The organism is Cellvibrio sp. 25HG11W-0, from assembly GCF_057815475.1.
In genome coordinates this window covers 257,974-283,079 of sequence record NZ_CM174230.1, presented here as the reverse complement: position 1 = coordinate 283,079, position 25,106 = coordinate 257,974, and the positions used below count along the sequence as shown (strand labels likewise).

20 protein-coding genes and 1 tRNA gene are annotated in these 25,106 nt (G+C 46.9%); 4 read left to right on the top strand and 17 right to left on the bottom strand.

The features are described 5' to 3' along the window. Positions 1 to 33 precede the first annotated feature (33 nt). From AC0KUT_RS01235 to AC0KUT_RS01220, 4 genes are all read right to left on the bottom strand, one after another. On the bottom strand, positions 34 to 822 hold the full coding sequence (locus tag AC0KUT_RS01235; protein ID WP_488832879.1) for a tyrosine-protein kinase family protein: 789 nt from the start codon (positions 820 to 822) through the stop codon (positions 34 to 36). 24 nt (positions 823 to 846) lie between these two features. Then, positions 847 to 2,364 carry an XrtA system polysaccharide chain length determinant gene (locus AC0KUT_RS01230; RefSeq protein ID WP_488832878.1) on the bottom strand — a complete coding sequence of 506 codons (1,518 nt, stop codon included), beginning with the start codon at positions 2,362 to 2,364 and terminating at the stop codon, positions 847 to 849. Between the two features lie 80 nt (positions 2,365 to 2,444). Further along, on the bottom strand, positions 2,445 to 2,981 hold the full coding sequence (locus AC0KUT_RS01225) for an XrtA/PEP-CTERM system exopolysaccharide export protein (protein ID WP_488835805.1): 537 nt from the start codon (positions 2,979 to 2,981) through the stop codon (positions 2,445 to 2,447). 130 nt (positions 2,982 to 3,111) lie between these two features. Next, positions 3,112 to 4,527 carry a TIGR03013 family XrtA/PEP-CTERM system glycosyltransferase gene (locus tag AC0KUT_RS01220; protein WP_488832877.1) on the bottom strand — a complete coding sequence of 472 codons (1,416 nt, stop codon included), beginning with the start codon at positions 4,525 to 4,527 and terminating at the stop codon, positions 3,112 to 3,114. 254 nt (positions 4,528 to 4,781) lie between these two features. Here AC0KUT_RS01220 and tviB point away from each other — a divergent pair, with 254 nt between their 5' ends. From tviB to AC0KUT_RS01200, 4 genes are all read left to right on the top strand, one after another. Then, positions 4,782 to 6,056 (top strand): Vi polysaccharide biosynthesis UDP-N-acetylglucosamine C-6 dehydrogenase TviB, encoded by a 1,275-nt coding sequence (gene tviB, locus AC0KUT_RS01215; RefSeq protein ID WP_488832876.1) that lies wholly within the window; start codon positions 4,782 to 4,784, stop codon positions 6,054 to 6,056. A gap of 16 nt (positions 6,057 to 6,072) precedes the next feature. Then, on the top strand, positions 6,073 to 7,080 hold the full coding sequence (locus AC0KUT_RS01210) for an NAD-dependent epimerase (RefSeq protein ID WP_488832875.1): 1,008 nt from the start codon (positions 6,073 to 6,075) through the stop codon (positions 7,078 to 7,080). A gap of 126 nt (positions 7,081 to 7,206) precedes the next feature. Then, positions 7,207 to 8,121, top strand: a complete 915-nt coding sequence (locus tag AC0KUT_RS01205; RefSeq protein ID WP_488832873.1) for an XrtA system polysaccharide deacetylase — start codon at positions 7,207 to 7,209, stop codon at positions 8,119 to 8,121. A gap of 701 nt (positions 8,122 to 8,822) precedes the next feature. Then, positions 8,823 to 8,899, top strand: a tRNA-Arg gene (locus tag AC0KUT_RS01200). A gap of 481 nt (positions 8,900 to 9,380) precedes the next feature. Here the strand turns inward: AC0KUT_RS01200 and wecB are convergent. The 13 genes from wecB to AC0KUT_RS01135 form a co-directional block, all read right to left on the bottom strand. Beyond that, entirely contained in the window at positions 9,381 to 10,484 is a 1,104-nt protein-coding gene (gene wecB / locus AC0KUT_RS01195) for a non-hydrolyzing UDP-N-acetylglucosamine 2-epimerase (RefSeq protein WP_488832869.1), read from the bottom strand. A 28-nt stretch (positions 10,485 to 10,512) separates the two neighbouring features. Further along, positions 10,513 to 13,983: a glycosyltransferase gene (locus AC0KUT_RS01190; RefSeq protein WP_488832867.1), complete on the bottom strand. Its 3,471-nt coding sequence runs from the start codon at positions 13,981 to 13,983 to the stop codon at positions 10,513 to 10,515. A 39-nt stretch (positions 13,984 to 14,022) separates the two neighbouring features. Next, the gene (gene cysC / locus AC0KUT_RS01185) at positions 14,023 to 14,925 is read right to left on the bottom strand and encodes an adenylyl-sulfate kinase (protein WP_488832865.1); all 903 of its coding nucleotides are present in this window, start codon (positions 14,923 to 14,925) and stop codon (positions 14,023 to 14,025) included. Next, positions 14,909 to 16,180, bottom strand: coding sequence for an ABC transporter ATP-binding protein (locus tag AC0KUT_RS01180; RefSeq protein WP_488832863.1), 1,272 nt, complete (start codon positions 16,178 to 16,180; stop codon positions 14,909 to 14,911). The genes cysC and AC0KUT_RS01180 overlap by 17 nt, the downstream gene beginning before the upstream one ends. Positions 16,181 to 16,189: 9 nt before the next feature. After that, on the bottom strand, positions 16,190 to 16,981 hold the full coding sequence (locus AC0KUT_RS01175) for an ABC transporter permease (RefSeq protein WP_488832861.1): 792 nt from the start codon (positions 16,979 to 16,981) through the stop codon (positions 16,190 to 16,192). Positions 16,982 to 17,044: 63 nt separating this feature from the next. After that, complete coding sequence (rfbB, locus tag AC0KUT_RS01170) at positions 17,045 to 18,082, bottom strand: dTDP-glucose 4,6-dehydratase (protein ID WP_488832859.1); 1,038 nt, start codon at positions 18,080 to 18,082, stop codon at positions 17,045 to 17,047. An 80-nt stretch (positions 18,083 to 18,162) separates the two neighbouring features. Further along, the gene (gene rfbD, locus AC0KUT_RS01165) at positions 18,163 to 19,056 is read right to left on the bottom strand and encodes a dTDP-4-dehydrorhamnose reductase (RefSeq protein WP_488832857.1); all 894 of its coding nucleotides are present in this window, start codon (positions 19,054 to 19,056) and stop codon (positions 18,163 to 18,165) included. Continuing rightward, positions 19,053 to 19,601: a dTDP-4-dehydrorhamnose 3,5-epimerase gene (gene rfbC, locus AC0KUT_RS01160; RefSeq protein WP_488832855.1), complete on the bottom strand. Its 549-nt coding sequence runs from the start codon at positions 19,599 to 19,601 to the stop codon at positions 19,053 to 19,055. Before rfbC ends, rfbD begins: the two co-directional genes overlap by 4 nt. After that, positions 19,601 to 20,512, bottom strand: a complete 912-nt coding sequence (rfbA, locus tag AC0KUT_RS01155; protein WP_488832853.1) for a glucose-1-phosphate thymidylyltransferase RfbA — start codon at positions 20,510 to 20,512, stop codon at positions 19,601 to 19,603. Before rfbA ends, rfbC begins: the two co-directional genes overlap by 1 nt. A 72-nt stretch (positions 20,513 to 20,584) precedes the next feature. Beyond that, a complete protein-coding gene (locus AC0KUT_RS01150) occupies positions 20,585 to 21,352 on the bottom strand; it encodes a sulfotransferase family protein (RefSeq protein WP_488832852.1) in 768 nt (255 codons plus the stop codon). Next, positions 21,349 to 22,203, bottom strand: a complete 855-nt coding sequence (locus AC0KUT_RS01145) for a hypothetical protein (protein ID WP_488832850.1) — start codon at positions 22,201 to 22,203, stop codon at positions 21,349 to 21,351. The genes AC0KUT_RS01150 and AC0KUT_RS01145 overlap by 4 nt, the downstream gene beginning before the upstream one ends. A gap of 82 nt (positions 22,204 to 22,285) precedes the next feature. Next, a complete protein-coding gene (locus tag AC0KUT_RS01140) occupies positions 22,286 to 23,260 on the bottom strand; it encodes a glycosyltransferase (protein ID WP_488832848.1) in 975 nt (324 codons plus the stop codon). Between the two features lie 86 nt (positions 23,261 to 23,346). After that, entirely contained in the window at positions 23,347 to 24,729 is a 1,383-nt protein-coding gene (locus AC0KUT_RS01135; RefSeq protein ID WP_488832845.1) for a hypothetical protein, read from the bottom strand. Positions 24,730 to 25,106: the final 377 nt, after the last annotated feature.

The following is a 25,106-nucleotide window of genomic DNA, read 5'->3' as shown; positions in this document are numbered from 1 at the left end:
CTGCCCAGCTGTTAGCGATTATCCGTGAAGTGCTTAGTTGTTAAATACTAAACCCGCAAACTTTTCCTTACCTACTGCATCTACTGCTGCAAGAACTTCGTTAGTTACTGCTTTACCAAAAGGCACCACAATCAATGCGTGGTCGCAGTAGCGCGCTAAAATACGCGCTTCTGTAGACTGTTGAACTGAAGGAGCATCAAGCAATATAAAACGATCGGGATAGCGCGCTTTGATTTCCGCAACAAACACTTCCATTCGCTTAGAATTAAAAAACTCGACGGCAGATTCACTGGAGCCACCTGATGGAATCACACGCAAGCGCTCAAGACCGCTTGGATAGATAATGCGCTTTAATGGGACTGTATAGTCGGTAAGGTACTGAGTAAGCCCCAGTTCGACCTCGGGGCCGGCTATATATTTTGAGGTGTTATTGCTATAGGGATTACAGTCGACAAAGAGTGCAGTTTTATGTTGATCTAAGGCAAAAGTAGCCGCCAGATTAAATCCAAAAAAACTCGCTCCTCCTTCGTTCGTCACTGAGGTGACGAGCAATACCATATTGTCCGTTTTGCTTTTTTGCAGCAAACGAATGCGCACTTCACGAAAAGCATTGAGTAATTCACGCTGACGCATACCGGTAAATATGACTTTCTTTTCGTAAAGCTCCTCTTGTGTCCAGTAGACAGGAGGCGTCATATTTTTTATTTGCTCGCGCTTACGGTGCTCAATAACCGCCGACTTCACCAGCTGCTCGCTCGACTCTACTAAGGAGTCTACCCCTTCCTTTAAGAGACTAAGATTTTTTTCTTTGTGTATATCCATGATCTTGTGCCTATAGGGTATCAATTAAGCGCGAGTAATTTGCCAGAAAATTGCTATGCCTACATAAACCAGTATTGCCAGCAGGAAACTGCCCAGCAAAATAAGCATATCTTTTTTGAGTAGTCGCTCACCAATAGGTGATTTGAAATGCGGAATCACGCCAAGCAGTTCAATCTCTGGTGGCATTTGCAGCTGTAGGTTGCGCGCAGATCTAAAATGCGGATCGAGCATGACATAGAGCACCAGCAAACCGAGTGGCAAGAGCAAGCCAAGAATAGGACCGATGATGGCAAAGTGAATAAAGTTTAGACCTGACGGTTTAAGTGGGAAACTTGCTGGCTCTTGAATGCGATAGCTCACACCCTGGCCCTCAATGTCGAGAGTCATAGAAAGACGCGCAGCTTCTTTGCGCTGTAACATTTCTTCGTACACTTTTCGTGTTACATCATAGTCACGTGTTAACTCTGAAAGCTGTGCTTGGTTGCCTGCGATGCGCTGCTGCCGTTCAAACTCTTGCTCTCGAAGTGCTTCTAATGATTGCATGCGACGACGTTCTGAACGCAGCGTCACTTCTGCGTCGGACAATTGTTTGCGCAATTCTTCATAGAGTGGGTTTTGCACTTGATCGCCTGAGCCATAAACCTCACCGCTGGATTGAATTTTAGCAATGGCTTGGTCAAGCTCTGCGATCTGTCCACGTTTGGAAATAATATCGGGGTAACTCTCTTCATAGCTTGAGAGCAATTGTTCTAACTGTGTATTTAAGGTTTGCCGACGAGCCTTTAACTCATCAATTTGGCCCTTGGCTTTGAGATATTGGCCTTCATTACCTAATTGGGCCTCTATGGTATTTACGCGTGCCAAACCCTCTTCGATAGAGATCTTTAGTGTTTCAATTTCATCGCGCAAGCTGGCTAGACGCGCACTAACTGAAGCCTCCGACCCATCGGTATTTTGTGAGTTGAACTCTTTGAGTTTTTCTTCCGCAAACTCAAGTTGCTTTTTATAGGTTTGTACTTGCGCATCAATAAAGTTGTAGGCACCCACACTTTCTTCACGCTTTTTACGCGCGGTATCGGCAATAAATACATTGATGATTGCGTTAAGGACTTCAAAGGACTTGTCGGGATTGCCCGCGACAAAGCTGACTTGAAAGTGATTGTTATTACGTTCGCGTTTAATAGCGATATTGCCGCGCAGTTGATTCACCACCCTGAGCTGGTCTTCATCGGGTGTTGATTTGGTGATTAAGCCACTTTCTTTACCTACAGCAATTAAGATACTGCGGGTATAGACAATTTCACTCGCCTGTTCAGAGCGATCAATTTTAGTGACTTCAGCACTGCCTTTAAGCAGCGGCTCGATAATATTGGTTACATCGGCAAAGAGCACTGCACTGGTGGTGTAGCTTTTTGGCCAAATAATACCTAAGCCTAACAATCCAAAGCTCACGCCCAAAAACAACATCAAGCACCAAAAGCGAAAGCGGATTAACTCCGCACGCAGCGCTGCCAGCAAGTCTTTTAGATACACTTTATCCATTAATTAACTCTACCCTTGTGCTGAATCATTTAGCATCCACTACCTGTCTCGGTCGCCGTTAGCAACACATTTTCTTTCGCTTAGAAAGCTCGTTCCGGCACAGTGACTATGTCGGAAGGCTGCAGTGGATAGTTAGTTTCAACTTTTCCATCGTTAATCAAATCATCCAATTTAATGGGGTACACCTTAATTTGACCTTCGAATTTGCGGTAAAGCTTGGCTTTGTTAGAAGACGCAAATTCGTTGGGGCCACCGGCCAATAAGACGAGATCCAATACGGTCATACCTTCGCGGTAGGGAATTGATTGTGGACTGCGCACAGCACCGGTAATACGGACACGACGCTGGAAATCTGAACTGGCGGGATTGGCGACTATGACGGTAACTTGTGGGCTTTTTACAAAATTGCTGAGGCTTTTAACGATATTGTTAGATAGCTCAGTCGCGGTTAGATCCGCAGCCATAATATCGCCAATTAACGGCATGGATACTTTGCCATCGGGGCGCACTGGCACTGAGAGCGAGAGTTCTGGATTGCGCCAAACGTTAATGCGCAGATCATCTCCCACACCTATATGGTATTCACTGAGCATTCCGGCATCACTTACCGGCGGCATTTTTATCGGCTTATTACTGCTACACGCTGTTAATGCCAAGATGATTAATAAGCCGTGCACTAGGGTTGCGATCAGTTTCATGGTTCTGCTCCTTAATGTGTACAAATTCTAGAATTGCCGGAAGCACTGGTTAGTGCACGCCCTTACCGAGCAAAATAATTTCAACCGTTTGAATCATGATGAGCATATCCATCAGAAAACTGTGGTTTTTGGTGTAGTAGAGATCGTATTGCAATTTGTTTTTTGCATCTTCTACTGAGGCCCCGTAAGGGTATTTCAGTTGAGCCCAACCCATTAGGCCAGGCTTTACCTTGTGACGCGTATCGTAAAATGGAATTTGCTCGGTCAGCTCACTTACAAACTCAGGGCGCTCGGGACGCGGGCCAACAAAACTCATCTGGCCTGCGAGTACGTTGTAAAGCTGAGGCAATTCATCTAGGCGAGTGTTGCGAATAAAGGCACCAACCTTGGTGACCCTCGCATCATTCTTTTGCGCCCATACAGCACCATTCTTTTCCGCATCCTGACGCATACTGCGAAACTTGTAGATGCGGAAAGTTTTGCCGTTCAATCCTACTCTTACTTGGTGATAAAGAATATTACCCGGGCTTTCCAGCCTTACAGCTATGGCAGTCAACAACATAAACGGCCAGAGCACAAGGAAAAAGGCAGACGCGAGCACCAGATCAAACACGCGCTTGGCCATGTTGCGCCTTTGTGAATACTTGAATCCGTCGGAAAAGAGCATCCAGCTGGGCTGTAATAAGGTAATGTCAATTTTGCCCAGCTCCCGTTCACAAAAACTGAGCGCATCGCTTGAAGGAATACCGGCTAACTTACAATCGAGAAATTGACTGAGCGGAAAAGCAGTACCATTACCGCGGCGGCGCTCATCAGGCGAAATCACTATTTCAGAGATTTGGGTGCTGCGCACAAACTTAAGCCAATCGCTTGGCTCAGTCATGACGAGACTGGGATCAACTACTATTGCCTCGTCGCCACTGGGTATGCAGCCAACAATATGTACGCCCAAGACATTGCGCTCAGGTGCGAGATCGGCCAGCAATTTTTGTGCGCGACTTCCCGCACCATAGATCACCACGCGACGCTTGAGCTGGTCAGTATCCACCAATTTAATAAACACCCAGCGCAGCGCTATGACGGCGGCGGTTGCTAAAAGCACGCCCCAAAAAATAAAACCCTGATAAATGATGTCGTTGCCAATGATGATGTTAGCCAAAAACAAACTAAGGCTACCAAGGAGAAAGAAGCTGACCAGAGTGCGCAACACCATGCTGGAGAAGCCTTCACGCACCAGCGCCATATATACCCCCATCGAGAGGGTACAGCAGCTGAGAAGAACAGCGAAGGTGATAGTCGCTAGCCACGAAAAGTCGAATAAAGCCAACCCAGTGTCTCTAAGCTCTGCACTAGCCGTCAACCATTGCGCAGCCCAGGCTGAACCGGCAAGCAATAGGGCCTCCGCAATACCCAGAAATAAATAGGGTATATGGACGTAATGCTTATTAAGACGAATGTAAGACAAACTCGGTTCCTTCACATTGATGGGTAGCATTGACCGACAGAGCCGACCTAGAAATTAAGTGGCGCATTATAGCGAGTTTTATGACAAAAACTCGAACACTGCGCCAGAAACCTGTCAGACCGCTAACTCCTGCGCAATCTAAGACAAAAAACGACAAAGCTTTATGCTGAAACACCCTGTGAAATATAAAAATAATCCACAAATGTGGTAACTTAGGCGCCCTCTGGATTTTGACGCCCGCTAAGGAATTACTCATGTTCGCAAGCAAACCCAAGCTTTGTATCATTGGCCTAGGCTATGTCGGCCTACCGCTCGCGGTGGAATTTGGTAAAACGATTGAAACTATCGGCTTTGACATACATTCAGGCCGGATTGCTGCGCTGCGCCAAGGCGTAGATCATACGCTCGAATTGACGGCGGAAGAACTCAGTGAGGCCAAAAACCTGAGCTTTACCACCGATGAAAAAGCTATATCCAACTGCGATGTTTATATAGTTACTGTTCCCACTCCAATTAACGACAGCAAACAACCCGATTTAACCCCACTGGAAAAGGCCTCTGCCTTACTCGGCCGCGTTATTGGGAAAAATGCCATAGTAGTCTTTGAATCGACTGTTTACCCCGGCTGCACGGAAGAGATCTGCGTGCCCATTATTGAACAGGTTTCTGGCTTCACCTTTAATCAGGACTTCTTCGCAGGCTACAGCCCTGAACGCATCAACCCAGGCGATAAAGAACATCGCGTCCACAACATTATTAAGATTACCTCTGGCTCAACACCTGAGGTCGCGGACTATGTGGATCAGCTCTACCGCAAAATTGTGGTGGTAGGCACCCATAAGGCCAGCAGTATTAAAGTAGCTGAAGCCGCTAAGGTGATTGAGAATACTCAGCGCGACATTAATATCGCACTTATTAATGAGCTCTCACTGATTTTCAAACGCTTAAATATAGATACCCTTGAAGTGCTGGAGGCAGCAGGCACCAAATGGAACTTCCTACCCTTTCGCCCCGGCTTGGTAGGCGGTCACTGTATCAGTGTCGACCCCTACTACCTTACCCACAAAGCACAACAAGTGGGCTACAACCCCGAAGTGATTCTCGCAGGGCGCCGCATTAATGATGGCATGGGCTCCTTTATCGCTGACTCCGTCATTAAGATGATGCTGCAACGTAAGACCCATGTGGTAGATTCCAATATTCTGATTATGGGGCTGACGTTCAAAGAGAACTGCCCCGACCTGCGCAACACCCGCGTGATCGACATAGTGCGCGAACTGCAGGACTACCACGCTAATGTGCATATCTATGACCCTTGGGCCGATAAAGCCGAAGCACAGCATGAATATGGTTTGGATTTGATAGATGCACCCCAAGCGGCCAGCTACGACGCCATTATTCTGTGTGTAGGCCACGACAAGTTCCGTGCCCTAGGCGCTCCTGCAATACGCGCGCTGGGCAAAGACAAACATGTACTTTTTGATGTTAAACATATTTTGCCGAAAGACGCGGTTGACGCACGGCTGTAATTTTTAAGGACGCACCATGAAAGTTTTAGTAACAGGCACTGCAGGTTTTATTGGCTCCACCTTGGCCAAGCGCCTGCTCGCGCGCGGCGATGAAGTCGTGGGTATAGATAACCTCAATGATTACTATGATGTGCAGATCAAGAAAGATCGCCTTGCATACCTAACGCCGCAAGCGGGCTTTACCGATATTCGCTGCAACTTGGAAGATAAGGCTGCCATTGATAACGCCTTTAAAATCCACAAGCCCGACCGCGTCGTTAACCTCGCCGCTCAAGCGGGAGTGCGCTACTCGCTAGAAAACCCACAAGCTTACATCGACGCTAACATCACCGGCTTTTTGAATATTCTTGAAGGCTGCCGTCACTTCGGTACCGAGAACCTTATTTACGCGTCTAGCAGCTCAGTCTATGGCGCCACCACCGCTATGCCCTTCTCAGTGCATAACAACGTGGATCACCCTGTAAGCCTTTACGCCGCGAGTAAAAAAGCCAATGAGTTGATGGCCCACACTTACAGCCATCTATTTAATATCCCCACCACCGGCCTGCGCTTTTTCACCGTGTACGGACCTTGGGGTCGCCCCGATATGGCGCTGTTCCTCTTCACCAAAAAGATCCTCGCGGGCGAGCCTATTGATGTTTTCAACTACGGTAATCATCGCCGCGACTTCACCTACATCGACGATATAGTAGAAGGTGTGATTCGCACCCTCGATCACGTTGCGCCGAGCAATCCCAACTGGGATGGCAACAAACCCGACCCCGCCACCTCTAAAGCGCCCTATCGCATTTACAACATCGGCTCTAACAGCCCCGTTGAGCTGCTGCGCTACATAGAAATATTGGAAAATTGCCTGGGTAAAAAAGCCATTAAAAACATGCTGCCACTGCAAGCAGGCGATGTACCCGACACCTATGCCGATGTGGATGCCCTAATCGAAGACGTAGACTACAAACCTACAACAACGGTCGAAGTCGGCATTGAAAACTTTGTGAAGTGGTATCGCGATTATTACAAGGTTTAAAAAATACGCGCCTTAAACAAAACTTGAAAGCCTCGCGCAAAACGGCATCTGCAGATGCCGTTTTGCTTTAAGCCAGCGCCAAATCTTCGCTCATAACAGTCATTAGCACCGCTCAAGGAGTCAGCCGTGGCAACCAACAAACCCACCATTACTCATGCCATGACGGTAGATGTCGAAGACTACTACCACGTCGCCGCCTTTGCCAAGGTCATCAAACCGAGCGACTGGGACAACTGGCCGTCGCGCGTTGAAGCCAATACCCACAAACTACTGCAGCTTTTTGCTGATCGCGACCTGAAAATCACCTTCTTTATTTTGGGCTGGGTTGCCGAACGCTACCCCGAGTTGGTAAAAACCATTCGTGCCCAAGGCCATGAAATCGCCTCGCACGGCTATAGCCACCAACTCATCTACGCACAAACACCTGAGGTATTTCGCGCAGAAACGGCAAAATCCAAACAGATACTCGAAGACCTCGGCCAAGCGCCCGTTATCGGCTATCGCGCAGCCAGCTACTCCATCACGCGCAAATCCCTCTGGGCACTCGATATTTTGGCGGAGCTGGGCTTCACCTGGGATTCCAGTATATTCCCAACCCGTCACGACAACTACGGCATACCTGGCAGCCCCGAAGAACCCTACCGCATCATCACCAGCAGCGGCGCCAGCTTGCTTGAATTCCCACTGACCACCGCCAAGGTTTGCGGCCAAGCCATACCGGCAGCTGGCGGCGGCTACTTTCGCCAATACCCCTACGCGCTCTCGCGCTGGCTGTTCGAACGCGCCAGCCTGAATCAAACCAAACCGCAAATTTTTTATCTGCACCCCTGGGAAATAGACCCAGAACAACCGCGCGTACCCAACGCCAGCTGGTTCAGCAACTTTCGCCACTACACCAACCTCAAGCGCTGCATGCCACGTTTGGAGCAAATGATCACCGACTTTCAATTCGGCACCATCAGCCAAAGCCTAGGCTCCGTCGAGATCACCACCGAACGCAACCTACAACAACTCGGCACAGATTCCACCAGCACCCGATAATTCAACATAGACTCAGCCGCGCAAGACAAGTAGAATCGCGCCCTCGCACTGCCAAGTATCAAAAGTAGGGCTTGAGCGCAGCGAAAGGAGTAGCGGCAGTGCGCAGCACTGCTAGAACCTGCAGGACGCAGAGAGATAATTAGTAACCCTTATTACGTATCCCCATCTGACTGAAAGGCTCAGCTGGGTGAGCCAAGCGTTTGCAAAACATGTTTTGCGCGCAGGCAAACGACCAACAACTTGTTGTTGGGCAGGGCTTGAGCGCAGCGAAAGGAGTAGCGGCAGTGCGCAGCACTGCTAAAACCTGCAGGACGCAGAGAGATAATTAGTAGCCTTATTACGCATCCCCATCTGACTGAAAGGCTCAGCTGGGTGAGCCAAGCGTTTGCAAAACATGTTTTGCGCGCAGGCAAACGACCAACAACTTGTTGATGGGCAGGGCTTGAGCGCAGCGAAAGGAGTAGCGGCAGTGCGCAGCACTGCTAAAACCTGCAGGACGCAGAGAGATAATTAGTAACCCTTATTACGCATCCGTAGCTCAGCTGGGTGAGCCAAGCGTTTGCAAAACATGTTTTGCGCGCAGGCAAACGACCAACAACTTGTTGTTGGGCAGGGCTTGAGCGCAGCGAAAGGAGTAGCGGCAGTGCGCAGCACTGCTAAAACCTGCAGGACGCAGAGAATTAATTAGTAACCCTTATTACGCATCCGTAGCTCAGCTGGATAGAGTAGCGGCTTCCGAAGCCGTTGGTCACAGGTTCGAATCCTGTCGGGTGCACCACTTTATTATTAATACCCTCGGGATTGCCTGCCCCTTCGCAGGCTCAGCGGCGTTCAGCTGCGCGCAAAATACATTTTGCAACACGCTTGCCTCACCCTGTCGGGTGCACCACTTTATTATTAATACCCTCAGGATTGCCTGCCCCTTCGCAGGCTCAGCGGCGTTCAGCTGCGCGCAAAATACATTTTGCAACACGCTTGCCTCACCCTGTCGGGTGCACCACTTTATTATTAATACCCTCGGGATTGCCTGCCCCTTCGCAGGCTCAGCGGCGTTCAGCAGCGCGCAAAATACATTTTGCAACACGCTTACCTCACCCTGCCGGGTGCACCACTTTATTATTAATACCCTTAGGATTGGCCGCCTCTTTGTAGGAGCAATGGCCCCTACTGCAACAACATAAAAATCCGCATGCATTGATAATTAAATATCAGCTCATAAAAAACCCGCCGTAGCGGGTTTTTAGCGAACATATCTCAAACTATTTCAAACTCGATGAATAGTTGCGTAAGACTTCATGAATACGTTCAGATGCATGGCCATCTCCGTAAGGAGAAATCCCACGCGCTACGGACTTATAGGCCGCCTCATCATCGAGCAATAACTGGCATTCGTTCACTATCGCATTGAACTCAGGGCCCACCAGTTTTACTACACCGGCATCTACCGCTTCTGGGCGCTCTGTTTCGCGGCGCAACACTAACACCGGTTTTGCTAGAGCAGGAGCTTCTTCCTGCACACCGCCCGAATCACTCAAAATAATATAGGCACGCTGCATGGCACCTACAAATGGAATGTAATCCAAGGGCGGGCAAAGAACAATTTGCGGATGATTGCCTAGCAATTCGTATGCAACAGACTGAATGCTGGGGTTCGGGTGTACTGGGTAAAGAATTTGTACATCACTGTTGTGATCGGCGATATGTTTCACCGCTCGGCAAATTTCACGATAGGGTTCACCAAAATTTTCACGCCTGTGGGCCGTGACTAAAATCAAACGTTTACTTGCATCCAGCTCTACACCCACATCTTGCAACTCAGCAGAAACAGACTGCAAGGCATCAACCACGGTATTACCGGTGATCCAAATCTGTTCTGTAGGCACACCTTCACGCACTAAATTATCGTGAGAGCTTTGCGTAGGTGCAAAGTGCCAGCGCGATAACTTTCCGGCAATGACACGGTTCATTTCTTCAGGGAATGGATTATCCATATCCCAGGTGCGCAACCCAGCTTCAATATGACCAAAAGGAATGCGCAAATAAAAGCAGGCCATGGCGACAGTCATCACCGTGGTAGTATCACCCTGAGCCAAGACCACATCGGGCGCCTCTGTTTTTAATACATCATCTAGCTTCAGTAGTAGGCGCGCAGTTAAGGTTGTGAGCGCTTGATTCGGCTGCATAATATCCAAATCTATATCAGGCACTATGCCAAAAACCGCAAATACTTGGTCGAGCATTTGACGGTGCTGTGCAGTCGCCAATACACGTACATCAAAATCAGGATTCTTTTTAAGCTCCAAAATGACTGGCGCCATCTTAATAGCTTCAGGGCGAGTTCCCGCCACACAAATAATTTTCATTTCTTTTTACTCACAACAATTTTAAATACTAGAAAACACCAGGGCGATAATTATGTGGGACCCACTCGCCCCACTTCGCTTCATAGGTCGCTTTATTCGTTTCGAATAATTCTTGGCGAACATTCGCTTTTAACTTATTAAATGATGCACTTAAATGATGATGTACGAAAACATCATCCGCGCACACAATACGCAACCCAGCCTGTTCAGCCCTACGACAATAATCATCGTCTTCGAAAAATCCTCGACCAAAAGCCTCATCCAACAAACCAACTTTTTCGTAAGCCTCACGGGTCAACATGACACAAAAGAAAGCAGCGGTAGGCAGAGACGTCAACTGACCTATGTGACGCAAATTAAACTTGCGCGACTCAGCTAGCATTTCTTCCATAGTTGCGTAGCCGATATTAATTTTTGCTTCATTGCCGATGTTGTTGGTAACTGGCCCTATGAGGCCAATCGAACTATCGCGCTGCGCATGTTTCACTAAGGTGCCGAGCCAGCCGGGTGTTACATAAGTATCGTTATTGAGCATGACAATATAGTCGCCCGTTGCCTCTACGATGCCCACATTATTGCCTGCAGCAAAGCCTTTGTTATCCTCATTCAATATTAAAATTCGATTTGAACCTCCAGTAACCCATTCGCGTAAAAAATCTGGCGAGCCATCGGCTGACGCATTGTCTACTACGATCACTTCAAGATTTGAGTACCGCGTATATTGCTCCAAGCTATACAAACAAGCTTTGGTTAAATCAAGATTGTTGTAAGTGAGCACTATGATACTCACCTTTGGCTTAGGTGCCATATCATCTATGGCTTGCGCCAAAGCGCGGGCACGATGATGCCAGGTTTGCTGTTGTGCAAATTCTTGGCGCGCGGCAATGGCTTGAGCGCTATCTTCTGTGTTGAGCACATGGGCAACTGCCGCCACAAACTCTTTGTGATTTTTTGCCGCAGTTACTAGGGTTCCGAATTGACTAATTTCAGGCAAGTCCACACAAACAACCGGCTTACCTGCGCCCAAGTATTCATAAACTTTTACCGGATTAGTCGCCAAGGTTAAAGGTATTACTTGGAAGGGCAGCAAACACACATCAAAGGCATAGAGATACTCAGGCAAAACTTGATAAGCAACCTCTCCCGTAAAGACCACATTTTTGCAGTGTTTGAGTTGCCTTTTTGCATCAACCGTATCGGCACCCACTAACAAAATACAGGCGTCAGGAAATTCGCTCGCAAGAACTTCAACCAAGGCTATATCAAACCATTCAGCTATAGCACCGTAATAGCCAATAATCTTACGGCCCTGTGCATCCTGATAGATGCTTACTGGTTTACGCGAAAAATGTTCGTAATCACCCGCATTGCGTACAATAGCGCGGTGCGGCGAGAATTTTGACACTATGTCATCCAGCCAAGCAGAGGTCGTTACGGTTAAATCTGCCTCACTAAATAAACTATGTTCCAATTTAATAATATCTTCACCGACATTACCAAAACCTTCATGGTGGTCCATGCAGTCATAAATTAAATCGCTATTAGGCACTAAGCGCGCCAATGGATACCAAAAAGGATGCTGAACAATATTCACCACATGGGTACTATTCACACTCAGCAGCAACTCACCTATGCTAGCACTTAAGTCTGCAATATCCCGCTCCGTCGGCGCCGCATAATAAATTGCTTTTTCCGTTGAAAGCGCGAGATTTACTTGAAACAAACGCCCATTAACGCCAAGTGACTCAAGAGAAAAGCTCGGTTGATCTGCATACTGCAGATTCGATGAAATATAAAAAACACGATCGCCTTCTTGTGCCAACGCAAGTGCAATTTGCTGTGGGCGCTGGTGACGAAAGTGCCAATCAATAACCCCCCAAACAATAAAATCGCGGCCTGAACTTGCTGCCATAGGTGTTTTCACGTGCGCAGTTGTTGCACACTCATCATCGAGCTTCGAATAACTACCCGCTCGAACTAATTCAGCGCCGGGAGAAATTAAATTCGGGCGTACTAGTTTACGATACAACCAGCGATTGCAGCGCTGTATAGGTGCGGGAGAAAGAGCCTGCACCCTGCGCAATAATTGGTACAAGCTACGCTTATCTTCTTGCAGTAATCCGTGCTTACACACTCGCACAAAAAAGCGCAAAGGTTTGGTATAACGCCAGCTGCGGCTACGCAACACTTGTTGATGCTGGGATACAATTAAATTCGCTTCAGCAAGTTTTTGATCGAGAAGTTTAATATGCTTATCGCGTTCTAGAGTTGCCAAGTAAAGAGTGTCTATTTCTTGCTCTTTAACAAGAACAATTACTCCTTGCTCAACCAACTGGGCATCAATCGTCTGAATTGCAAGATCCTTGCTCACCAATAGCTCATCTAACCTATTGATATGGCTATCTCTTTCTTGCGTTGCAACGTAAAGTTTATCTACTTCAACTGATCTAGACGTCAGCTCATTATTGAGCGATGCGATATGCTGATCTAATTCTTTGGTGGTAGAAAACAACTCATTAACTTTGTCTTGATAGTCGCAATTAAACTGCTCAAGATTGACAATTAGCTTTAACTTTTCTGCTAGAGCATCCTCTAAAATACTGTATTCAATCTGACCATTGGCAAGCGATATACTGAGAGAGTCCACCAGCGTAAACGCCGTCTCGCCAAACTTTATGGCAGCCACCCAATTAAATACTTGCGTTTGCAAGCGAGAATCAGACACAGATTGTGTGCCACGAGACACCGCCAACAACTCCTGATAGATCTCCTTCGCCAGCGCCGGACAACTTGTATCTAGATCCAAATCTTTTAACTCATAAATACTGTGGCGCAGCCCAGGGTCGATAAAGTCTTTTAAAAATAATTCCAGCTCACGCTCATCAATCACCAAGCCAAATACATCAGCTAATCGCTTTAATTCTTCACTTGGGTTTTGCATAAAAAAATCATAATCAACCAAGGGAATTGTATTTATTTGCGCGAGCTGAAAAGCACTTACCACATGCGTAAGCCAGAGCAAATAGGATTTCTCAGCGCTGAAACCATCACGCTTTTGCAATGACTTGACGACACTCAAGGGGTGACGAATGGTTAATAGGTAATGCACATCATATTGGCAATGGTTAAATACTTCTTGCCAAAAAGGCAAAAGCTTGGCGATACGCGGGTCTTTAATACCAAATACTGCAGTGGAACCTATTTTTTTACGCAACAGTTCAACTGCAGCTAAAAAATATCCGTCCTGCTTGAGCGACTCAACATCTGTAGAAGTGATGGGGGTTAAAAAATCCCACTCACTTCTGAGCGCATGTAAAAGTTCAATATTAAACGCATTTATATCTGCATCTTCCCAAAAGCCTTTGGCATTGACTTGCTCCATAGCAGGCAATAGTTCATTGCCCAGCTCCACACCCATTACCTGCAAACCGCGCGTAATAAGGCTGGTGCCAGTGCGATGCATACCTATAACAACAATTAATTTTTGGGGATTAATCACAACGCTCTCTTTTTCAATAAATTGGGTGACAACACATCATTATGAATTAGGAAAATCTATTAACTGCAGCAGCTGAGCAACGGATTCTTCGGCGCTACTTAGGCGCGTATCTATCACCAACTCCGCATGCTCGGGGCACTCATAAGCACTGTCAATACCGGTGAAATTTTTGAGTTCACCGCGCCGCGCTTTTGCGTAAAGTCCTTTCACATCTCGTTTTTCGCAATCTTCCAGCGGCGTATCAACAAACACTTCAAAAAATTCTCCCGGTGAAAATAGCTTTCGTGCCATTTCACGTTCGGCTCTATAGGGCGAAATAAATGATGCTAATACAATGAGGCCGGCATCTACCATCAAGTGCGCCACCTCGGCGACACGACGTATATTCTCGACACGATCAGCCTCAGTAAAGCCGAGGTCGCGATTCAAACCATGACGCAGGTTATCACCATCGAGTAAATAGGTATGAAAGCCGCGCTCGTAAAGAGACTTTTCTAAAAGGTTTGCGACAGTGGACTTGCCAGAGCCGGACAAGCCCGTAAACCAAATACAGCGTGGCACTTGCTGTTTAACCTGAGCCCGCGCCAATTTATCTATAGTGACTGTTTGCCAGCGAATATTGGTCGCGCGTCGCAACGCAAATTCAAATACCCCATAACCAAGTGGCGTGCGATCATTGGAATCTAGCAATTCAAATCTGTCTTGCTCACTCGCGCTGATCGTAATTGCCGTCGCAATATTCGCTAAGGCAACCTCGCCCTTATTTATTCGAGTGGCGGAGAGGTGTTCGCCCGTTTCTTGGTTTTCGCGATACTTGAGGGCAGTTATAGTAGCTTCCACCTCGCGTTCGCCTTGCGTAAGAATATAGGTGCGGCCCGCAACTAATGACCGCGCCGACTGCCAAAATATTTTAGCTTGATATTGATCAACGTTCTGCTGCACAGACACTTCCTTTTTCGTCAGGGCTGGCATCGTGACTCCAGCTGCAGTTCATAGGTAAGGCAAACAGGCCGGTAAACTTAGCGCGCACATCCTCAATCATTTCAATAGAAAGCAAATCATCAAAGCGACTCATCAATAAGGTTTGCTCCAAACTCGGTGCACTTACTAAACGCAAGCGCACACGATAAACACCTTTTTGTAAGGCACACTCAAATTCAATACTCAGATGACTGGTACCCTGGATATCAGGTATGGCAATACGACGCCCAGTTAACTGTACCCCACGGCTGTCGATAATATCGATGATAAGAAAGGGGGCGCTCACAGGAATACTCATGCAAATATCAATGCCCAAGTGCGCCACTTGACTGTACATCAAGGTTGCATGATTACCAGACTCATTAAAGCTTGCCGCGGTAATATCAAAACCGGTAACAGCAAAACCCTTACCTTTACGCTGTAGATCGATATTTTTTGTGACATCAGCAATGCGATCTTTTTGTACCAAAAAGAGATAATCGGCAATCACATCATCAGGAATTCCCTGAGCGATAATTTTACCTTTATCCAACAACATGGCTTGATTGCAAAACGAGCGAACCGCACTCAAGTCATGGCCTACAAACAACAGCGTAGTGCCACGCTTTAAAATTTCTTCTATTTTAGTGAGCGCTTTGGCCTGAAATCGCGCATCACCTACGGAGAGCGCTTCATCGACAATCAAGACATCAGGGTCTACATGTACCTGCACCGCAAAAGCCAAACGCACCATCATGCCGGAGCTGTAGGTTTTTACGGGCCGATCAATGAAATCACCAATATCAGCAAAAGTAACTATGTCATTATACCGAGCATCTATCTCGCGACGCGACAAACCCAATATGGCTGCATTAATATAAATATTTTCTCGCCCCGTAAACTCGGGATCAAAACCACTGCCCAACTCAAGCAATGCCGCTATACGTCCATGAACTTCGACGGTGCCAGTAGTTGGCTGTAAGGTTCCGGCAATAATTTGTAACAGTGTACTTTTACCGCTGCCATTAAGGCCGATTATCCCCAGACTGCCGCCCTCTTCTACCATGAAGTCTATGCCACGCAAGGCCTCAACCGATTGACAGCTGCGCGCTAACAATTGTTCACAATAGCCTGGCCACATTGGGCGCAAGAGGCGAACCATTAAGGGCACTAACAAACGACTTAATGGGCTGTGCCAAATCAAGTAGGTTTTAGAGAGATTACTGACTCGAATCATAGTTGCAACCTAGAGCACATCGGCAAAGCCGGGGCGAACCTTTTGAAAAAAGCTAAAGCCTAATAGCGCCACTACACTGGCGACTAGCGTATATATCCCCAAGCCAATAAAACTCGGATAGTTGCCATAAATTAACACAGCGCGAGCAGCTTCAACCACATAGGAAAGCGGGTTTAAAAAAATTAACATGCGCAGTTTTTCAGGCAAAATATCCACTGAATAAAATACAGGGCTTAAAAACAACAGGAGCGTCGCCAAGGTCGCGGTAATTTGCTGTATATCACGCAGGTACACACCCAAAGCCGCCAGAAACCAAGAAAGCCCCAGCAGCAGCAATAAATAGGGCAATACTATAAGTGGCAATAACAAAGCTGTCGCAGGAATACGGTGCAGCTCGATTAAAATGAAAACCAGAATGAGCGTGAAACTAATCAGAAAGGTAAATAGTGCACCAAAGAGCGTAATCCAAGACAGGGAGTCTAATGGAAACACAATTTTCTTAACAAAATTTTGGTTACCGGTAATCAGCACCGGCGATTTTGTTAAAACCTCTGTTAAGAGCGCGTGAAGACTTAAGCCTAAAAACAACACCATCGCAAAGCTTAAAGTTGTCTCACCAGCGGTATCACTCCAACGCGATTTAAAAACGTATTGAAACACAAAGGTATAAATAAACAGCATAATTAAGGGTGTCGCCAAGGACCAAAATAGGCCCAATACCGAACCCTTATAGCGTGCACGAATATCGCGCCGTAACAGCTGCCAAATTAGCGTTCTATTTTTCCACGCATTACTGAACATATAAGAAAGCCAAGATAATTAAAACGTTCTATTAGTCGCGCGCAACCAGGCACGACTCCTTAACTATTTTTGATTGTGTAAATACCACTGAATCGTTTTTTCGATACCCGTTTCAAAACTCTCTTGAGGGTGATAACCCAGTTGCGCATGGCACTTAGACGGGTCTATCGCATAGCGACGATCATGCCCTAGCCGATCTTCTACAAAGGTGATTAGATCTTTTGCTTGCTTACCTTGGGCGGCTGGAGTACTCGGGAAACGTGGGAGAAGCTCATTTCCCGTGCGCAACAACTCATCCAAACGGGTGCAAATTAAGTTGACTATATCAATATTGCGCCATTCATTTTCTCCGCCAAGGTTGTAGACCTCACCTGCTCTGCCCTTCTGCAAAATTAAATCTATGCCGCGACAGTGATCTTCAACATAGAGCCAATCGCGAATATTTTTACCATCACCATAAATAGGCAGTGCCTTCCCCTGCAAAATATTTTGAATAATTAGAGGGATTAATTTTTCATTATCTTGGTAGGGGCCATAGTTGTTTGAGCAATTGCTCGTAGTAACTTTCAAACCATAGGTATGATGATAAGCGCGAACTAAGTGATCCGAGGCCGCCTTAGATGCAGAGTAAGGTGAATTCGGCGCAAAAGCATTGGCTTCAGTAAACGCGGGAGCATCAGCTTCAAGCGAGCCGTAGACCTCATCAGTAGAGACATGATGAAAGTGATGGTCTGCACAGGCACTATCCAACCAATATTTTTTAGCGGTTTTTAAAAGACAGTGAGTACCGATGATATTTGCTTGTATGAAAGCGTCAGGCCCATGAATAGATCGATCCACATGAGACTCAGCAGCAAAATGCACAATACGATCTAATTGATATTGCTGAAACAACGACTCGACCAAAACTTGATCGCAAATATCACCCTGCACAAAAATAAGTTTTTGTTGCTGCTCTAAGCTAGCCAAGTGCTCCCTATGCCCAGCATAGGTGAGCGCATCTAGTACGATGAGTCGGTCCTGCGGATGTTGCTCGGCCCAATAATGACAAAAATTACTGCCAATAAATCCAGCACCACCGGTAATTAGAATATTATTCATAACGTTTATGTAATCTTTTAAAAATAGAAAATATGCGCGCATTTAGCATAGAAAATAGCGGCAACAATAAAGCAAGCTACTTAGTTTTTTTGTAGATTTTTGTAAGCATCAAGCATTTGAACTAAAGCGCTGCGCCAGTGTATGGGCGTGAGCGCCAAAGCAACCCATGTTTGCTCTTTATTTAATACACTAAAATTGGGGCGTTGCGCAGGTGTTGGATAGGCAGAGCTGGGTATTGGCTTTACCAGCGGTTTTTTATCGAGAAGCTGCATGCTGTAGGCTTCATCAAATATAGCTTGCGCAAAGTCATACCAACTTGCCACACCTGCATCTGAATAATGCCAAATTTTTTCTTTTGGCTGCACTTCTATCAAACGCCAAATCATAGCGGCAAGATTTATCGCATAGGTTGGCGTACCCACTTGATCGCACACAACACCCAACTGGTCGCGCTCAGCGCCTAAACGCAACATGGTTTTTACAAAATTTGCGCCATGCTCACAATAGACCCAACCGGTGCGCACTATATAAGCCGCCGGAGCATGAGCATGAGCGGCAGCTTCACCTTGCAGCTTTGTTGCACCATAGACACTTAATGGATTGGTCGTGTCGCTTGGCACATAAGGAGTAGATGCAGTGCCTTCAAAAATAAAATCAGTTGATACTTGTATCAGTTGCGTCTGCTGCTCGTTACACCACTGCGCCAATATGGCCACGGCATCTGCATTTATTGTGCGTGCTAGATCTGCATCAGCTTCTGCCTTATCTACCGCGGTATAGGCGGCGGCATTGATGATGACATCAGGTTTTATACGATTCAAAACAGCGCGCAATGATTGAGGCTGACTTAAATCAAAATCTGCACGGGTTAAGGCATTCACATGTATTGGCTCACCGAGCACATTCTGGCTGGGAGCAGTTTTTTGCAGTGCATAACCCAACTGGCCATTGCTGCCACTAATCAGCACTTTCACGCAAACACCTCGGCTTGAACTAAAGGCAATGCGGCTTGATCTTTGGCCGAGAGCAATGGAGTAGCAATATCGCCCAAAGGCCATTTAATTGCCAAGGCGGGATCATTCCACAACAAGGATCTATCGTGTTGCGGCGCATAGTATTCGGTGCACTTGTAATTAAACTCTGCAGTTTCACTGAGCACTAAAAAGCCGTGCGCAAAGCCCGGCGGAATCCAAAAAATATTTTTATTCTCTTCTGATAGATGTACACCTACCGCCTTGCCAAAAGTCGGTGAGCTTTTGCGCAGGTCTACCGCCACATCAAACACTTCACCCTGAGTAACTCGCACCAACTTGCCTTGTGGGTTTTGAATTTGATAATGCAAACCACGCAGTACACCCTTTGCAGATTTACTGTGATTGTCCTGCACAAAATTGACATCTATACCGCGCTGACTAAACCATTCCGTACGAAAGGTTTCCATAAAAAAACCGCGCTCATCGCCAAATACTTTTGGCTTGAAGAGCAATAAGTCGGGGATTTCTGTAGCAATAACGTCCATTAAAACACTCGATCTTCAAGAATATTCATAAGGTATTCGCCGTAGCCGCTTTTCAATAAGGGCTTCGCCAGTGCGATGAGTTGCTCTTGGTCGATATAGCCCATGCGATAGGCAATTTCTTCTGGGCAGGCAACTTTAAGACCTTGGCGTTTTTCAATCGTTTGAATAAATTGACTCGCAGCTAATAGATTATCGTGGGTGCCAGTATCCAACCAAGCCGCACCGCGGCCTAAAATCTCTACCGTCAACTCGCCCATTTCCAAATATCTTTTATTCACATCAGTAATTTCTAGCTCGCCGCGCGGCGAGGGTTTTATTGACTTGGCGATGTCGATGACGCGGTTATCATAAAAATATAAGCCGGTAACTGCATATTTAGATTTTGGTTTTAACGGCTTTTCTTCGATTGATAGAACAGTTCCGTCATCAGCAAAGTCCACTACACCATAGGCGCGAGCATCATCCACGTGATAGCCAAACACACTGGCTCCTGTTGGCCGCGCACCGGCATTTTGTAAAAGTTGCGAGAAATCGTGGGCGTAATAAATATTGTCGCCTAATACGAGCGCGCAAGAATCTTGGCCGATAAACTCTTCGCCAATGATAAACGCTTGAGCCAAACCGTCTGGCGACGGCTGTTCAGCATAGGAAATCGTTAAACCCCAACTGCTGCCATCATCCAAAAGCTCACGGTACATCGGTAAGTCACGCGGGGTAGATATAATCAAAATATCGCGAATGCCCGCCAACATTAGTGTGGTGAGCGGATAGTAAATCATTGGCTTATCGTAAATAGGCACCATCTGTTTACTGATCGCCTTGGTAATCGGATATAGCCGAGTACCCGAGCCGCCAGCGAGCACTATGCCTTTGCGCCGCGCTGCCACCATACTGCTCGTTTCGTTAGACATAGATACATCCCATAAAATCATTAAATATGTGCTAAGCGTTGAGGCTATTACACTCACCGACCAAAACCGCGATTATCGCAGCCATGGCCAGTCAGGGCTATAGCCCATGTCGCGTAATAGCTTTTTCAAACCGCGATTGGCAATTTTAAAGCGGAGCCAAAGTAATGCACGCGCTATGCGCTCTGGCCGAGGTTGTTCGGCACTTGCAAAAACAACCTCTTGCGCAACGGCAAATGTCGGCAAGCCTAAAAACTCTGTCACACGCGCCATAGTTCGATCGTGGGCACCGATCAATTCGCTATTGTCGATTATTAAAATTTGTTCGTCAGGAAATACGCGCCGCAGTGCGATGAGCTGTCGCACGTAGTGGCCCCTATCACCATAGGAATGGTGACGTGAAGCACTGTCATGGTGGCGTTTATTGCGCGCCAGTAACCGCAAAGGCTCTATGAGTAGCGCCAGACTGAGCGGCCAAGGCTCAAAACCACGCGCGCGCTCCATGCGATATTGTGACAAGGCTCGCTCGATGGGGTCGCGCAACATGACAATCAGTTTCAACCTAGGATTATATCGATACAGCTCTGCAATTATTTCCGGCCAATAGATATAAACAGGGGTAGCGTCTGAACATAACTGCGCCGTGCAGTCTTGAGGAAAATAAGACTGATAATGATGTTGAATTTCAGCCGTCGATAGCCCTATGTGGTAATCGGGTGCGTCAAACAAATGCACCTCTTTACCCTTCGCCATAGCGACTTGTGGATGCTGCGCTAAAAAATGGCTCAAAGCGGTAGTCCCACCCTTTTGCACACCTATTATCATGAAACCCAATGGACTCACGCGCTTTTCCTTATGCTTTCCATCAGTTCATCCACTTGGTCAGCCGTGTAGAAATGCCAAATCGCCTCGCCATAATGTTTTAGTTTTGCATAAAGGCTTTCCATGAGCGCCAAATCATAATGCTGATTACGACTTTGTCGTGCAGACTGATGCTGTTGATTCACACCATACAGCTGCATGATATTGGCTACCAATTCAGGGCGCTCCACAAATTCCTCATAACGCAGTACTCGATTAGGTAACGACACAATGAAGCGCGCGCAAAACCATTCCAATATACACAGCTGGCGATCGAACTTATCTGGCAGGCTAGCGAGCTTCTGGCGCAACTCAGGGCAAAACTTTTCTCCCGCGGGTATGTGACCCGTGTTTACGGGTAAATCCACTGAGTTCCAACTCGCCAACACCGCCAAAGGGTTGCGAACTATGCCATAAACGGGAAACTGTATTGCCAACTCGGGTAACAGCGCGCTAAAAAGCGCGTTATGCTTAATGATCAAATTAAAGCCTTGCTGCAGCCCTCGGTGACCAACATCAATTTGGCCGAGGGTTACATCCATAGCACGCAAGCTACCCGCAGCAGCGGTCAAAGCGACTGGGTTGTCGGGAACCGCACCGTTTTTATGGCGACTCTGTGCCATGCCTTTCTCCACAACACTGCTTCGTGTTGCAAGCGCAAATTCAGTAATTTGTGCGAGCGCATGCTCTTTGCCGAACGCTGGATCAAAATCTTCCGGCGACAAGGGTTCATGCAAGGCCAAGGTATTAGGATGGCTATTGAGAATATGACAGCAGAGCGTTGTACCCGCTCGCGGTAAGCCGGTTAATAGATATGTATTGGGTACTATCAATGAAGATTTCTCACTCTATTCATATAAACTAAGGCGCCTAAAAGCGCCTTAGTTCGAGATAAGCTGCCGCTAAAATCGCGCGCTACAGCTCGCGCCAAAGCTCATCGACCCGCGCCATAAGCGCTAAGAATTCTTGACGCTCGCGCATAAGCGAATGTTTCGCTAGTGTTTCATGAATGCGTGCGCGCATAGTGGCAAGTGCCAGTGGCTGCTGCAATAGGGCTTGCGCCTGAACCAGTGCAGCGAGTAAGGAGGGCACATTGTACTCTGGCAGCAGACAATTTTCTTGATCGAAACAAAAACTGCGATTACCCACACAGTCCGGCACTATGCAGATATCACAATAGGCCATGGCTTCTAAGGCGGGCAGATAAAAGCCTTCTGTTGCATGGGGCAACAAAAGCGCTATGCGGCTCGCTGCCATCTTATTCGCCAAGTCTTGGCGAGGAATAAAACTATCCACACAGCAGATATTCAAACCGCTACCCTCTAAACCAAGTTGCAGTTGGCGCGCCATGGTAGGATTTTTAGGGCCGAGAATCAAAAGATCCCATATTTTTTCCGGCGCGGTAACGGGCAATAGGCCGTGTCCATTGGCAATGGTCACTATTGGGCCATTCACCCTTCCTGTTGCTTCAAGTGCCTGCTGAACCTCGTGGGACACACTAATACGAATTGCTGGTTCCTGTAGAAACTCAAATAGCGACTCCTGTGGATTTGCGTGGCGAACATGTTGAATTAAGTTTATAACAGGCTGGTTTGGTGAGCGCGCAACACCTTTAAGTTGCTGCCAATCCATACCTGCTATGAATAGGTAATCATATTGGTCCGGGCAATAGTGCACTAATTGCTCCGCAGCTAATGATTGCCAAGGAGTCGCGTTGCGTGAAATAGATTCAGGGGAGAAGGCGATAAAAGGAGTAAATCCTGGGGCGCTATTTAGATGGGAAAAATAATCAGCGACCTTTTGATGACCGCCGGTGTAAAACTGGTAATCGCGAAAAAATAGTAGGGATTTTTCACTGCCTTCAGGCATGGCCCGCATAAGGGTATCCATCAATCGACTCAAAAAAGCTAACTTAACTCAAAAAAATAAGGGAGCCGAGGCTCCCTTATTTCACACTACATTGTAAAACCGAATAATTAGTTCAGTTTAACAGTGTCAGTTGACTTGTCAGACAAGTTAACTTGAGTGATTGCTGCATCGATAGTGCTAGATGGTGCAGTAACAACTACAGTAGCAGCAGTACGAGTACCGCCAGTCAAAGTAACGATGTCGCTTACTTTGATAACTTTAGTTTCGTTAGCAGCCAAAGAACCAGAAGCCATAGTACCAGCAGCAGCCGTTACACCAGCTTCTTTAGTGAAGGTGATAGCGTAAGGAGCAGCAGTAGTACCACGGTTAACCAAAACCAAACGTTGATTGTAGTCAGCGAAGGTAGTTACGTAAGGAACTTGAATGGTAGTACCACTGCGAGTAACGGAACCCAAAGCAGCAGTTACTGCTGAAGGAGCGTAAGCAGCGGTAGCAATGCCCACTGGAGTGAAGGTCAAGCTATAAGCGCCAGCATTGATTGCACTTGTAGCAGTTACTGAAACTGGGTAAGCAACGTCTACAGCAAACGCACCAGTAGTGAACTTGTCAGTTTTAGCAGAAGGTACGTTGGTTGCAGCAGTGTTAGAAACTTGAGTATTAAAAGTCAAGTTAGCAGCAGTCAAAGCAGCAGTAGTACCAGCGGTGTAGCTCAGGTCACCAGTTACAGACAATGCAGATTTACCATCAGCAGTATCAATAAGTTGAGCCAAAGTGGTAACAGCTGTACCAGCTGCATCTAAAGCGCCAGCAGTCAATTTAAACTCAACAGTACCCAAGCTTGCAGTAGCTGCAGCAGGAGTAACGAACGCAGTGAATGATGGGCTAGCACTTACGTTAGCAACACGGTCGGTTGCAACGATAGTTGGAGTCAATACGTTTGCAACGCTAACAGCTGCGTAGCTATCTGAAGCCAAAGCGCCAGACTGAGCAACAGCATTTGGAGAAGTGCTGTAGTGAGCGTAAGAAATAGTTGCAGCAGCAGATGGGTTAACTTGCAAACCAGCCAATGCCAATTGCAATAAGTCAGTTTGAGCCAAACCGCCAGAAGTTACATCAAAGATTACAAAAGTGTCACCAATAGCGCCGCCTTGAGCAACAACTGGAGTACCAGTGATGGTACCAGTCACAGCAGTCAAATCACCACCAACTACAGCGGTTTTGAACTTGGCATTGGTCAAGTCAAAACGGATAAAAGCGTGAGTAGTAGAAACCACACCGAAACCAGTAGCAGCACGCACATTCAACTCAGTCGTAGCAGCAGTCAATTGGACCATGCCAGAAACAACTTGAGCGGTAGTAACAGATTCTTTGGCGTATACAACTGCACCAGCACCAACACCACCAGTACCAGCAGACATGTCAATAACAGCGAAGGCAGGGGCAGACATTGCAGCAGCAATAGCTACGCCTAAAATTTTCTTGGAAACCATATGGTTTAACTCCTAATTAGTAAACTTATAATCAACGTTGATTTGATTGGTCTTGCGTCCTTGGGTGTACTTGAAGTATCCCCATAAGTTAAAGACCGCTGAAGAATATACCCTATCAAACCAATAGATCAAGCCTTAAGTTATTAAAAGCAGGTGCAGTTACTCAAAAGTCGATTGTTTTCACAGCGAAAACGCTCAAACAACACCCAATCAGACCAAAGGTAATCCAGCATTTCAGCGATATTGCGCTAAGCTGGTGCCTACCCTTGGCGTGCTCGCCCGCATTGACACTGAGGTGCGGCGTTAGCATGTGCTTACACTTCGTGGCAGAGCAATAAGGCGACAGAGCCGCTTTATTAACACTGCCGCGATCCTAC